At 67.6% G+C, this 12,661-nt stretch carries 13 protein-coding genes and 1 tRNA gene; 7 read left to right on the top strand and 7 right to left on the bottom strand.

Annotation, left to right across the window (positions count from 1 at the left end):
- Positions 1–171 precede the first annotated feature (171 nt).
- From AB0H54_RS08245 to AB0H54_RS08225, 5 genes are all read left to right on the top strand, one after another.
- On the top strand, positions 172–888 hold the full coding sequence (locus AB0H54_RS08245; protein ID WP_357343743.1) for a histidine phosphatase family protein: 717 nt from the start codon (positions 172–174) through the stop codon (positions 886–888).
- 303 nt (positions 889–1,191) lie between these two features.
- Positions 1,192–1,530, top strand: coding sequence for a WXG100 family type VII secretion target (locus AB0H54_RS08240; RefSeq protein ID WP_355282976.1), 339 nt, complete (start codon positions 1,192–1,194; stop codon positions 1,528–1,530).
- A complete protein-coding gene (locus AB0H54_RS08235; RefSeq protein ID WP_357343741.1) occupies positions 1,530–1,832 on the top strand; it encodes a WXG100 family type VII secretion target in 303 nt (100 codons plus the stop codon). Before AB0H54_RS08240 ends, AB0H54_RS08235 begins: the two co-directional genes overlap by 1 nt.
- A gap of 5 nt (positions 1,833–1,837) precedes the next feature.
- On the top strand, positions 1,838–3,196 hold the full coding sequence (locus tag AB0H54_RS08230) for a hypothetical protein (protein ID WP_357343739.1): 1,359 nt from the start codon (positions 1,838–1,840) through the stop codon (positions 3,194–3,196).
- Positions 3,193–3,564: a hypothetical protein gene (locus tag AB0H54_RS08225; RefSeq protein WP_357343737.1), complete on the top strand. Its 372-nt coding sequence runs from the start codon at positions 3,193–3,195 to the stop codon at positions 3,562–3,564. Before AB0H54_RS08230 ends, AB0H54_RS08225 begins: the two co-directional genes overlap by 4 nt.
- A gap of 248 nt (positions 3,565–3,812) precedes the next feature.
- Here AB0H54_RS08225 and AB0H54_RS08220 read toward each other — a convergent pair.
- The 7 genes from AB0H54_RS08220 to AB0H54_RS08190 form a co-directional block, all read right to left on the bottom strand.
- Positions 3,813–3,885 (bottom strand) — tRNA-Ala (locus AB0H54_RS08220).
- 182 nt (positions 3,886–4,067) lie between these two features.
- Positions 4,068–4,808, bottom strand: coding sequence for a thioredoxin domain-containing protein (locus tag AB0H54_RS08215; protein WP_357343736.1), 741 nt, complete (start codon positions 4,806–4,808; stop codon positions 4,068–4,070).
- A 70-nt stretch (positions 4,809–4,878) separates the two neighbouring features.
- On the bottom strand, positions 4,879–6,213 hold the full coding sequence (locus AB0H54_RS08210) for an MFS transporter (RefSeq protein WP_357343734.1): 1,335 nt from the start codon (positions 6,211–6,213) through the stop codon (positions 4,879–4,881).
- Positions 6,210–7,847, bottom strand: a complete 1,638-nt coding sequence (gene pgm / locus AB0H54_RS08205; protein ID WP_355282992.1) for a phosphoglucomutase (alpha-D-glucose-1,6-bisphosphate-dependent) — start codon at positions 7,845–7,847, stop codon at positions 6,210–6,212. The genes AB0H54_RS08210 and pgm overlap by 4 nt, the downstream gene beginning before the upstream one ends.
- Positions 7,848–7,894: 47 nt before the next feature.
- A complete protein-coding gene (crcB, locus tag AB0H54_RS08200) occupies positions 7,895–8,257 on the bottom strand; it encodes a fluoride efflux transporter CrcB (RefSeq protein WP_355282995.1) in 363 nt (120 codons plus the stop codon).
- 63 nt (positions 8,258–8,320) lie between these two features.
- The gene (gene crcB / locus AB0H54_RS08195; protein ID WP_357343731.1) at positions 8,321–8,734 is read right to left on the bottom strand and encodes a fluoride efflux transporter CrcB; all 414 of its coding nucleotides are present in this window, start codon (positions 8,732–8,734) and stop codon (positions 8,321–8,323) included.
- 207 nt (positions 8,735–8,941) lie between these two features.
- A complete protein-coding gene (locus AB0H54_RS08190) occupies positions 8,942–10,441 on the bottom strand; it encodes an MFS transporter (protein ID WP_357343729.1) in 1,500 nt (499 codons plus the stop codon).
- 131 nt (positions 10,442–10,572) lie between these two features.
- On the opposite strand from AB0H54_RS08190, the gene AB0H54_RS08185 reads away from it, so the two are divergent.
- A complete protein-coding gene (locus AB0H54_RS08185; protein ID WP_357343727.1) occupies positions 10,573–11,250 on the top strand; it encodes a helix-turn-helix domain-containing protein in 678 nt (225 codons plus the stop codon).
- 60 nt (positions 11,251–11,310) lie between these two features.
- Positions 11,311–12,612, top strand: coding sequence for a D-arabinono-1,4-lactone oxidase (locus AB0H54_RS08180; RefSeq protein WP_357343726.1), 1,302 nt, complete (start codon positions 11,311–11,313; stop codon positions 12,610–12,612).
- Positions 12,613–12,661 lie beyond the last annotated feature (49 nt).

Raw genomic sequence — 12,661 nt, 5'->3', positions numbered from 1 at the left:
CGCCCTCGAACAAACCGTGCCGGTCGGCGAGGTCTCGGCGCGTGGGACACACGAAACGAGCGTTGACAAGAGACGTGGCACAGGTGTCCCGGTCATCGGGAGAGCGTCGAGGAGGGGCGCCGAGCTGACCCTAGTGTCCTGGCTCACACGCATAGCCACGAAGGAGTCTCCATGCGTCTGCTGAAATCCCGTCCGTCCGCGATCCTCGGATCGATCATCGCGGCGGGGGCCCTCATCGCCACCGCAGCCGGTAGCGCCGCCGCCGCCCCGAGCACCGGTGAAATGTTCGTGACCTTCGTCCGGCACGCCGAATCCGCGGGCAACACCTCCGGTCTGATCGACACGTCGGTGCCGGGACCCGACCTGACCAGCAAGGGCCGTGATCAGGCCGCCGCGGTGGCCGAGTTCCTCGGCGACTGCAAGTTCGACGGCATCTACGCCTCGACGATGGTGCGCACCCAACAGACCGCCGAGCCGACCGCACAGCGCTGCGACCTGCCGACCGTCGTCGGCAACGGCTTCCATGAGATCGAAGCGGGCATCTACGAGGGCACCCCGGAGGCGGAAGCACGCGAGGGCTACCTCGCCGCCCCGATCCAGTGGCTGCAGGGCAACCTCGACGCCCGCATCCCCGGTTCGCTGAACGGCCACGAGTTCAAGAAGCGGATGGACGACTCCCTCCAGGGCATCCAGGACCGCGGCGACAAGCGCGCCGTGGTCTTCTCCCACGGCGGCGCCATCATGATCTGGGCCCTCATGTCCGTCAACAACCCGGACATGAGCAAGCTGCAGACCGACCCCCTGCACAACACCGGCCGCGTGGTCGTGAAGGGCAGCCCCGCGAAGGGCTGGAAGCTCGTCTCCTGGGACGGCCATTCCGTCTCCTGACCCGGAGACCCCCGCCGATGACAGTCCGGCGAACAGCAGCGGGATCGCGCCGAAAACCGGCCGCGATCCCGCTGTCGTGCCAACTCGGCCCCGAGACGCACCGGATGACCGGCTCGACTGGCGGCCGATCCAGCGAATCATGTTCAGCAACAGAGCATTACAGAGAACGTCGCAGCGTCCCGACCCGCTACGACTGAGATGGGCGGCGCTGCCACAAGGGCCACGAGCGCCGCCACTTTTGCTGTTGCGTTCCGCGCCGGAGTGTCGCTACGTTGGTCTCGATACATTGAGGAGGGGGCTCGCGTGTCGACTGAGTCAGGTACGCCCGGAACAGATTTCGCGATGGTTCCCAGCGAGGTAACCGATGCCGGTGTCTACATCCAGCAGGTCGCGGATTCTCTGATCAACGGACTGAGTTCGCTCGACCGCGACGTATCGAGTGTCCTGGACAAGTGGAGCGGCGCGGCGGCAGACGCATTCGGGGACGGCTGGACTACAACCAAGGAGGGCGCCGCCGACGTGTTGAACGCCCTCAACACCATGGGTGGACTCTTAGGTGTCGCAAGCAAAACCGTTGCCAACCAAGACATCTCGAATTCCGTCGACCTGAGTTCGGTCGACCTACCGGAACTGAACATGTGATGGCCGACGACACACGCGACTTCACGTTCGACATCGACGATCTGGACCAGCTCGTCACCCGCGCCAATGGATTCATCGGATTCCTCACCGAAAGTCTCGACGGAATCAACCACCGGATCGCCACCATTCAACAGAACTGGCAGGGAGCCGCCGCCACCGCCCAGGAGGAAGCCTATCGGGAATGGGTAACCGGGGCAGCCGCGGTGGTCGAAGGAATCACTGACATGTACAACGCTGTCGTCACCGCCCGCGACGCCTACAGTGCGGCCGCGGAGATCAATTTGAGAATGAGCGGTGGCTGAACTCAGTGGGCTCGATCTCCCCGCAGTCCTATGAGAGCGCGGCCAGGGAATGCTACGACCTGTCGGAGAAATTCCAAACCGTCTACAATTCGCTGCAAACCGTCCTGCTGGAAACCAGCGCGATGGCCGGTGGCTACCAAGCGGTCAAGACGTGGTCGAAAGCCTACGACGAGCGCGCCGCCGCAGTGACGCTGGTGGCGACCAGCTTCGCGTCGGCCCTGCAACACTTCGGGGACATATTGACCGCAGCCGGCTACAACTGGAAGTGCGGGGAGTACAAAGCCAACCGCGACGCCAAAAAGGGTGATCCACCGGCTTTACCCAGTGGATTCCCCTCCGAATTGCCCTATGGCGCGGGCGTAGTCACCGGCGTCGCGTCGTCGGGGACCAACAGTCGCGGACTCGAGACAGACTGGACTGAACTGCAAGAAAAAGTCACCGGCCTTGTCGCTGGTGGCGAGGTCCCTGATGGCGACACCGACAAGCTCGCGCGTGCTGCAACCGCGTGGAAGACCTTCGCTCAGTCGGACCCGGTGTACGGCGGCAAGGGACGCCTGTTGACGGTCGCCTCTGGACTGGAGCGTGGCTACGGCTCCGATGTCCCGGAAGACATCCCGAACCTCGCAGGCCACCTTCGTACGCTCGCTGCCAGCGTAGGCGAGATCGAAGCCGCCGCCCGCGACATCGCGGCCGGAGTCGACGCCCACAAGACTGCTTTGACCACGATGCGCTCGGACATGAACACTCAGTTCGCCATGGTGGTGGTCGCCACCGCCATTCAGATCGGGACTTCAATGGTGCGGGTCAAAGAGCCACCAGCGAAGCAAAAGCAGCCGAATGAGCAAAAGACACCCAGCGAACGCCAAGAAGAGATCGACTTCCTGAACCAGGCCGCCGGAGCGCTAGCTGGTCCCGCCAATACGTTCCTCACCGCGCTGAGCGGATTCACCTTCACCATGGCAGTGCTGACGAAAGGTGGACTGACCACCGTTGCCGACCTGCCGATATTGCTCACTGAAATGGATCTGGATAATGACGGAAACCCCGATGATCCCTTACGATTTCCCCCGAAGTCCGCCACCGATAAAGTCCCGACCGAGTGGGGAGAAGGGAAACCGAACAGCAAGAAGGTCGGGCAGCGTTGGGAGGACCCCAAGGACCAGGGCAACGGAATACGGATCGACCAGGGCGACCCCACCAGTCAGTATCCGACGCAACAGGTGGACCACGTCATCGTCCGATCCGGGGGCAAGGTGATAGGTCGGGACGGAAAGCCCATCGACGGAAGCATCAAGACCAACCCGGAGATGGCACATATTCCGTTGAGTGAATGGCTGACTTGGAGGAGTTGGAATCAACCATGACCGATGTTCAATATCCCGAGATGCGCAAGTCCGTGATAGATGCACTCGAAGCATTCGCCGATCCGGACTATCAAAGGCGAGTCTGGATAGATCACGAATTCCCGCAAGAGAATTTTTACGACGACCTGGACGTGAACGTCAGTATCTTGTACGACGACTGCGTAGTCGTCCCCGACCCTCGCAGCAGGATCGGCACCGTGCTCGTCGACGGACCAGAGGTCGACCGACTGATCGAGTTGGACCAGGTGCTCGGTCCCATGATCGGCCGACTGGGAAACGCACCGGATGCCACATACCTCGGCGATTCAGAGTGGCCGCTGGTGGTTACCGCCGCACGTGCAGCTCTGGCCGCGATGCGGGATGTCTGACCAACGCGTCGGCTGATTCGTGCCGAAGCAGTGACACTCGGCCACCTCGAGGTTCGGGCCTCGCGTCGACCTGCGGGTCGTAACCTCGAGGCGACTTGGCGTTCGGGCTCGGCCTGATCTGAACCGACAAGCCCGACCCGCCGACGGCCCAAGCCGTGTCGACGGGAAGCAGGACCAAACGGGGGTAACGCGGGCCAGATACAAACAGGTCAGGCCCGGACTGAGTCCGGGCCTGACTTGCTATTGGGTGGAGCTAAGGGGACTCGAACCCCTGACCCCCACACTGCCAGTGTGGTGCGCTACCAGCTGCGCCATAGCCCCTTGTTCTTTTGTTTCAGCCGCTCTCGCTGCTGCCTGAATGAAGTTACACCATGCATCTCGGCGACAACAAATCGGCTGGTAGAGGGCGAAAAAGTGGGGTTTCGGGCGGGGCGGGTGTGGCTTGCGTGGGGGGCGGGGAGGGTGGGGGCGGAGTAGAATGTGCCGAACCTCACGCGGGGGTGTCAGGGGGCGAGGTTCACGACCCAGTTCGGGTCGGTCCAGTCGATCTTGGTGGTGCCGTCGTAGATGGCGGGGGTGGCGGCCTTGTTGCCGGTGCGGGCGTCGAGGTCGTCGAGGTTCTTCTTGGCGGCGGTGCGGGCGGCGTCGAGCTGGGTGCCGTTGGTGATGCAGGGGCCGACCGACTCGGGGGCGCCGGATTCGATGGCCAGGGTGGCCAGGGCCGGGTTGCTCAGGTCGTCGCCGCCCTCCTCGGGCTGCTTGGTGGTGAACAGCGCCTCGTGGAACTTGCTGTAGGTGGGGCCCGAACCGGTCTGGGCGACGCAGAGATTCGCGGCGAACGCGCGGGTGGAGTAGTCCTTGCTCTTGGACTGGGTGTCCAGGAACGTCACGAAGTGGTAGTTCACCGCCAGCTTGCCCTCGTCGATCTTCTGGGCGAGTTCCTGGCCGAAGGTCGTCTCCATCGCGCCGCAGGCGGGGCAGATGGGGTCTTCGAAGATGTCGACGGTCTTCGCCGCGTCGGGCTTGCCGAGGCGGATGACGCCCTCCGGCGTGGTCGTGACCTGCACGGCGGCGTCGCGCACCGCGCCGTAGCCGTCGTTGCGCACCTCGGTGGGCGCCTGCTTGGTCCACTTGAACGCGGCGAACACGAGGAGCCCGATCACCACGACTGCCACCGCGGCCAGGGCGTAGGTGGTGTTGCTGGAAACGGGACGTGGATTGTGCTGGGAACCGGTGCTGCTCACCCGTCCACAATGCCTCGAGTGCCAGAAGACGCGGCGCCTGGGCAGTCGATTGTGCTGCTGACCTGGGGGTCTATCGAGTCGGCGTGTCGGCGTCGAGCGGCTTGCGCGACGGGACGAGGCCCGCGCGCACGACCGGCACACCGTCGGGACAGCCGTCGCAGGTGCACTGCGGGTCGATGCCGTCGCCGGCGTGATCGGGATGCTCCGGGTCCTCGGGGTGCCGGATGCGCGACGGTTCGGGCGTCAGCAGCCAGACCGTGGCCGAGACCGCGAGCACACCGCCGGTGACGGCCATGCCGACCCTGAACGAGGTGTGCTCGGCGATCCAGCCGATCCCGATCGGCCCGAGCACCGTGCCCAGGTCCGCGGCCATCTGGAACGCCGCAAGCACCGGACCGCCGCGGGCACGGTTGCCGATCACATCGGCCAGCGCGGCCTGCTGGGCCGGGCTGAACATGCCGGACCCGACGCCGGCCACGAACGACGCGGCCAGGAACCAGGGCAGCGAGGGGGCGTAGCCGAGCACGCCGGTGCCGAGCGCGCAGATCGCCGACCCGGCGATCAGGAAGGGTTTGCGCCCGAATCGGTCCGACAGCCGGCCCGAGACGAACAGCACGGCGGCGTTGCCCGCCGCGAAGACCGTCAGCGCCACGCCTGCCATGCCCGATTCCTGGTGCAGGATCTCCACGACCAGCAGCGGCACGAACGCCATCCGCACGCCGAACACGGCACAGCCACCGGCGAAACTCGACAGCAGGATCGACCGGTAGGCGGGCTCGGACCACGCGTGCCGGAAGGTGAACGCCGGACCGGCCGCGCCCTCCTCGGCCGCCAGCACCGGCGACTCGCGCAGGCCGAGGAACACGATGAGGCACACGATCAGCAGCGCGGCGGCGTAGATCAGGAACGGCGCGCGCAGCCCGAGCCCGGCCAGCCCGCCGCCGACCAGCGGACCGAGCAGCGAGCCGATCAGGAAGCTGGTGGAGTAGACCCCGGAGACCCGGCCGCGCGCGGCGGGCGGCGAGACCCGGATGATCAGCGCCATCGACGACACCGTGAACATCGTCGACCCGACGCCGCCGAGCGAACGCAGCACCAGCAGTTGCCAATACGTCTGCGCCAGCGCGCACGCACCGGTCGACAGCGCGACGATCACGATGCCGGCCAGATACACCCGCCGCTCGCCCAGCTTCTGCACCAGCCGCCCGCTGGCGGGCGCGAACAGCAACCGCATCAACGCGAACGCGCTGACGATCGCCGACGCCGCCGCGATACCGACGCCGAACTCGCGCGCGTACTGCGGCAGCACCGGGGCGACCAGCCCGAAACCGAGCGCGATGACGAACGCCGCCGCGATCAGGACCCAGATCTCGGCGGGTAGCCGGACCTTGGCGGGTGCGCTCACTCGCTCAGCGCCTGGGTCACCATCTCCTCGGCGGCGGCCTGCACCTGGGTCAGGTGCTCGGCGCCGAGGAACGACTCGGCGTAGATCTTGTATTTGTCCTCGGTGCCCGAGGGCCGCGCCGCGAACCAGGCGTTCTCGGTGGTGACCTTGAGCCCGCCCAGCGACGCACCGTTGCCGCGCGCGGTGGTGAGGATGCCGGTGATCTCCTCGCCTGCGATCTCGGTGCCGGTGATGGCGTCCGGGGTCAGGGCGGCGAGCTTGGCCTTCTGTGGGCCGGTGGCCGCGGCGTCGATGCGCGCGTAGGCGGGGCTGCCGTACTGGCGTTCGAGCTCGCCGTAGCGGGCCGACGGGGTCTGCCCGGTGACGGCGGCGATCTCGGCGGCCAGCAGCGCCAGCAGGATGCCGTCCTTGTCGGTGGTCCACACGGTGCCGTCCATCCGCAGGAAGGACGCGCCCGCGCTCTCCTCGCCGCCGAATGCCAGGCTGCCGCTGAACAATCCGGGCACGAACCACTTGAACCCGACCGGCACCTCGTAGACGTCGCGGCCGAGCACGTTGACGACCCGGTCGATCATCGACGAGCTCACCACCGTCTTGCCGATCTTGGTCAGCGCGTCCCACCACATCCGGTTGGCGACCAGGTACTCGATCGCCACCGCCAGGAAGTGGTTGGGGTTCATCAGGCCACCGTCGGGGGTGACGATGCCGTGCCGGTCGGCGTCGGCGTCGTTGCCGGTGGAGATGTCGTAGTCGTCCTTGATGCCGACCAGCGCCGCCATGGCGTGCCGGGAGGACGGGTCCATCCGGATCTGCCCGTCGCTGTCGAGGGTCATGAAGCGCCAGGTCGGGTCGACGAACGGGTTGACGACCTCGAGTTCGAGATCGAACCGCTGCCCGATCTCCTCCCAGTAGTCGACGCTCGCGCCACCCATCGGGTCGGCGCCCATCCGGATGCCCGCGCCCCGGATCGCGTCCAGGTTCAGGGCGTTCGGCAGGTCGGCGACGTAGTGGTCGAGGTAGTCGTAGCGCTCGACGTGGGTGCTCAGCGCCTGGGTCAGCGACACCCGCTTGACCCCGGCCAGGCCGCCGCGCAGCAACTCGTTGGCGCGCGCGGCGATGGCATCGGTGGCCTTGGTGTCGGCCGGGCCGCCGTGCGGCGGGTTGTACTTGAAGCCGCCGTCGCGCGGCGGGTTGTGCGACGGAGTGACCACGATGCCATCGGCCTGGTGCTTGGTGCCGCCCCGGTTGTGCCGCAGCACAGCGTGACTCAGCGCCGGGGTCGGGGTGTAGCGGTCGCGCGCGTCGACCACCGCGGTGACGTCGTTGCCGGCGAGCACCTCGAGCGCGGTGGTCCAGGCGGGCTCGCTCAGCGCGTGGGTGTCGCGCGCGAGGTAGACCGGGCCGGTGATGCCGCGGGTGGCGCGGTATTCGACGATCGCCTGGGTGATCGCCATGATGTGCGCCTCGTTGAACGCGCAATCCTCGCTCGAGCCGCGGTGTCCCGAGGTGCCGAACACGACCTGCTGACTCGGTTCGGCCGGATCGGGCACGCGGCTGTAGTACGCGGTGACCAGGTGGGCGATGTCCACCAGGTCGGTCGGGCGGGCGGGCCGTCCGGCGCGATCGTGGGCCATGGTGGGTGTTCCCTTCCGTGTCGGCTGCGCGCGGCTGGTCATGAGGATCATGCGCACAACCACTGGGTGAGGGACGCGGCGGCGTACACCGCGGCCAGGCTCGCCGCGACGCTGATCACGACATTGCCCACGGCGTACACGTAGGCGCCCTCGGTCACCAGACGGATCGTCTCGTAACCGAACGTGCTGAACGTGGTCAGCGCACCACAGAAGCCGGTCCCCGCGAAGGCCAGCAGCGTACTGCCGGCACTCGCGCCGATCAGACCACCGAGCAGCGCCGAACCGACAATGTTAACGGCTAGCGTGCCCCACGGCAGCCCGGTGGGAAAGCGCGCGGAGACCGAGCGATCGACCAGGTAACGCGCCGGTGCGCCGAGCATCCCGCCCGCCAGTACGAGTGCCGTCGTCATGCTCGTCCTCCCCGTGCCAGCGCCCACATCTCGATCATCGGATGGCACCTTCCGTCGTCGGATTCATGTGGTCCGCCCCGCCACCCACCTCGTTGCGGCCATGGCCACGACGACAGCACCGAGCCCGGCGAGCATCGACAGCCCGAGATAGGCCACCGCCGTGGCCACCGCACCGGTGTCGATCAGTCTACGAAGCTCGAGGCCGAAGGTGGAGAAAGTCGTGAACCCGCCCAGCACACCGATTCCCAGGAACGGGCGCACCAGTTTCGGCGCCGCCCACAGTTCGGTGACCGTCACCATCAGCACGCCGATCGCGAAGCAGCCGACGACGTTGACCGTCAGCGTCGACCACGGGAACTCCCCCGGCCGCACCGGCCACCACCGCGCGACGCCGAAACGCGCCGTCGCCCCGAGGCCACCGCCCACCGAGATCGCCGCCAGGACGGCCGGATCGAGCGCCGGGGGCCGCGATGCCATGCGCTGCCCTCCCCTGCCGATCCGATGGTGGTCGTTGCTCATGGTATCGAGACGCACCGACAGCCGGACGGGCGGTGGCCCGCAACGACGGCGGAACCGCGGCCGCGGGCAAACTCCCAGCACCCACGCGGCGGAGCCCGCCAGGGCACGGAAAACACGACGGCCCGGACCGATCTCGGTCCGGGCCGTCGTGGCGTTTCCGGCAGGTCAGTGCGCGAGCACCGGCTCACCTTCGGCCGGCGCGGGCACCGTGTTCGGCATCAGCAGGCCGATCACGATCGCACCGAGCACGAATGTGGCTGTCGCCCACCAGAAGCTGGTGGTGTAGCTCTCGATCGCGCCCTGCGCCATGGTGAGCGGGCCGGGCTGGTGCGAGGACACGTAGTCGGTCATCGCCGAGGCCGCGATGGTGCTCAGCAGCGCGGTACCGATGGAACCGCCGACCTGCTGGCTGGTGTTCACCATCGCCGAGGCGACACCGGCGTCGTCGTGGTGCACACCGGCGGTCGCGCCCTGGAACGCCACCGACATCGCGCCACCGAGGCCGAGGCCGAGCAGGATCAGTGCGGGCAGGATGTGGGTGGCGTAGCCGCTGTCGAGACCGATCCGGGTCAGCCACAGCATGCCCGCCGCGGCGACCAGGAAGCCACCGCTGATGACGACCTTCGGTCCGACCTTCGGCAGCAGCAGCGAGGGCGCGGTGGTCGAGGAGGCCACCATGCCCGCGACCATCGGCAGGAACGCGACGCCGGTCATGATCGGCGAGTAGCCCAGGGTCAGCTGCATGTAGTAGGTCAGGAACAGGAAGATCGCGAACATCCCGATGCCCATGATGAACACGGTCAGGTAGGACGCGCCACGGGTGCGGTCGGCCACGATGCGCAGCGGCAGCAGCGGATGCGCGACCCGGGTCTCGATCCAGGCGAACGCGGCCAGCAACACCGTGCCACCGATCAGGAAGGCCAGCGTGGACGGCGCGGTCCAGCCCTCGGACTCGGCCTGCGAGAAGCCGTAGACGATGCCGAACAGCGCGGCGGTGACGGCGATCGTGCCCGGCCAGTCCAGCTTGGGCCGGGTGGTCGAGGTGTGCTTGGCCAGCAGCAGCACGGCGCCGACCAGGGCGACGGCCGCGAAGATCAGGTTGACGTACATCGCCCAGCGCCACGACGCCCACTCGGTGAGCGCGCCGCCGAGCAGCAGGCCGATGGCGCCACCGGCACCGGCGACGGCGCCGAAGATGCCGAAGGCCTTGGCCCGCTCACCGGGTTCGGTGAAGGTGACCGTCAGCAGCGAGAGCGCGGCGGGCGCGAGCAGCGCGCCGAAGACACCCTGGCCGACGCGGGCCGCGACCAGCATCTCGAAGCTGGTGGCCGCGCCACCGATGGCCGAGGCCACCGCGAAGCCGATCAGGCCGATGATGAAGGTGTTGCGCCTGCCGAACAGGTCGCTGAGCCTGCCGCCGAGCAGCAGGAGGCTGCCGAAGGCCAGGGCGTAGCCGGTGATGACCCACTGCCGGTCACCGTCGCCGAAGCCGAGGTCGGCCTGGGCCGCGGGCAGGGCGATGTTCACGATCGTCGCGTCCAGCACGACCATCAGCTGGGCGATGCCGAGGACGGCAAGCACCCACCAGCGCAGGGCGTGCGACCCGCGGCGGCCGGTATCCGCGGCCGCGGGACGCTTCGTCCCGGTGTCGAGTGTGGTGGTCATAACTCCCCTTGTAGGTCGGCTGGGTCGATTTCGGGTGGCATAATCGGAGATACCGCCTCCGCTTCATTCGAAGCTACCAGAGTAACGGAGAAACCACCTCCACTTAATCCCTCGATTGGTAGGATGTACCTGTGAATCACGCCACGACGACTGCCGCACCACCCCGCCGACTGCGCGCCGACGCCGCGCGCAATCAGGCCCGCATCGTCGCCGCCGCGCGTGAACTGTTCGCCGATCACGGCCTGGAGATCACCCTCGACGACGTCGCCGAGCGCGCCGGCGTCGGTGTCGGCACCGTCTATCGCCGCTTCGCGAACAAGAAGGAATTGATCGCCGAGGTCTTCGACCAGCACATGGTCGACTTCGCCGACGCCGCCGACGCCGCCATGAACAACCCCGATCCCTGGCTGGGCCTGGTGGAGTTCTTCGAAGACGCGTGCAAGCACCTGGCGACCAATCGCGGTTTCGGCGAGGTGATGCTCGAGCTCGAGGAAGACCCGGCCCGCTTCGCCGAACTGCGCGATCGGATCCGCCCTTCGGTCACCGCGATCATCGATCGCGCGCGCGACGCGGGGGCCGTGCACCCCGATGTCACCACCACCGATTTCTTCGCCCTGATCCACATGGTGAACTCCTTCGCCGAGTTCGCCGGACCGGTGAATTCCGAAGTGTGGCAGCGTTATATGGCCATCACCCTCAACGGCGTCCGCACCGACGCCGTGCCGCGCAGGCCCCTGCTCGTCGCCCCGCTGACCGATGACGAGGTCGAGCGCGCCAAGGCGGCGGGCTGCCTCAGCCGACGCCGCTGAGCAGTACTTCTTCCCACGACCAGTAGCGCGCGTCACAGTCCATCCTCTACAGTTGGACACATGACCAACAGCTCCTGGGTGAACTGGGCGGGCGAGCAGCGCTGCTCACCCGCCGTCGTCGCCGCACCGCGCGGCGTCGAAGAACTGGCCGAGATCGTCACCGCGTCCGCCGCCGCGGGCCGGACCGTGCGCGTCGCGGGATCGGGCCATTCGTTCACCGACGCCGTCCTCACCGACGGCACCCTGATCGATCTCGGCGGCCTGGACCGGGTGCTCGACGTCGACACCGCGGCCGGCCGCGTCCGGGTCGAAGCCGGACTGACCCTGCACGCGGCGAGCCCGCTGCTGCACTCGCACGGCCTGGCCTTCCCCAACCTGGGCGATATCGACACCCAGACCATCGCGGGCGCGACCGCCACCGGCACCCACGGCACCGGCGCCAAGCTGTGCAACATCTCCGCCGCGCTGCACTCGGTGGAGATCCTGCGCGCCGACGGCACCACGGTCGAGCTCAACGAGGAGACCGATCCGGACGGCTGGCGCGCGGCGCGGGTCAGCATCGGCGCGCTGGGCATCGTCACCGCGGTGACCCTGCAGCTCGAGCCCTCGTTCGTGCTCGACCTCGTCGAGCGGCCGGTCCCGATCGCCGACGTGCTCGCGAATCTCGACGAACTCGCCGACGGCAGTGACCATTTCGAGTTCTTCGCCTTCGCGCACGCCGATGTGGCGATGACCAAGTCGAGCAACCGCAGCACCGAACCCGAGCAGCCGCGCGGCAAGGCGGGCGCCTGGCTCAACGACGTCCTGCTGTCGAATCATCTGTACGACACCATGTGCAAGCTGGGCAGGCGGGTGCCCGCCACGGTCCCGGCGATCCACCGGCTCGCGACCAAGGCGGGCAGCAACAATCGCAAGATCGACCGGTCCTACCGCGTCTTCGCGACCCCGCGCCTGGTGAAGTTCAACGAGATGGAATACGCCATCCCGCGCGAGCACGCGCGCGCCGCGATCGGCGAGATCCTCGATGTCACCAAGCGATTCGGCACGCCGATGCCGATCGAGGTGCGCTGGGTCGCCCCCGACGACGCGCTGCTGTCCCCCGCGGGCGGGCGCGAGACCTGCTACATCGCCGTGCACCAGTACGAGGGCATGGTGTGGGAGCCGTACTTCCGCGCCTGCGAGGCGGTGTTCAACCGCTACCAGGGCAGGCCGCACTGGGGTAAGCGGCACTTCCAGACCGCCGAGACGCTGCGCCCCCGCTACCCCGAATGGGACCGGTTCACCGAGGTGCGCCGCCGCTTCGATCCCACCGGCGTCTTCGCCAACGACTATGTGAACCGGGTGCTCGGGCCGTTGAGCTGACGGCGGACATCCGCCGGACAACAGTGTCGCCGGTCGCCCCCACACCCAC

It is taken from the genome of Nocardia sp. NPDC050718 (assembly GCF_040654235.1).
Taxonomy (GTDB): domain Bacteria; phylum Actinomycetota; class Actinomycetes; order Mycobacteriales; family Mycobacteriaceae; genus Nocardia.
Note: the sequence above shows the minus strand (reverse complement) of the source record. Positions and strands in the feature narration are given on the sequence as shown.

Bases quoted from the DNA above. Each gene is read 5' to 3' on its own strand.
- AB0H54_RS08245 (WP_357343743.1), top strand. From the start codon at position 172: ATGCGTCTGCTGAAATCCCGTCCGTCCGCGATCCTCGGATCGATCATC.
- AB0H54_RS08235 (WP_357343741.1), top strand. From the start codon at position 1,530: ATGGCCGACGACACACGCGACTTCACGTTCGACATCGACGATCTGGAC.
- AB0H54_RS08225 (WP_357343737.1), top strand. From the start codon at position 3,193: ATGACCGATGTTCAATATCCCGAGATGCGCAAGTCCGTGATAGATGCA.
- pgm (WP_355282992.1), bottom strand. From the start codon at position 7,847: ATGGCCCACGATCGCGCCGGACGGCCCGCCCGCCCGACCGACCTGGTG.
- crcB (WP_355282995.1), bottom strand. From the start codon at position 8,257: ATGACGACGGCACTCGTACTGGCGGGCGGGATGCTCGGCGCACCGGCG.
- crcB (WP_357343731.1), bottom strand. From the start codon at position 8,734: ATGGCATCGCGGCCCCCGGCGCTCGATCCGGCCGTCCTGGCGGCGATC.
- AB0H54_RS08190 (WP_357343729.1), bottom strand. From the start codon at position 10,441: ATGACCACCACACTCGACACCGGGACGAAGCGTCCCGCGGCCGCGGAT.
- AB0H54_RS08180 (WP_357343726.1), top strand. From the start codon at position 11,311: ATGACCAACAGCTCCTGGGTGAACTGGGCGGGCGAGCAGCGCTGCTCA.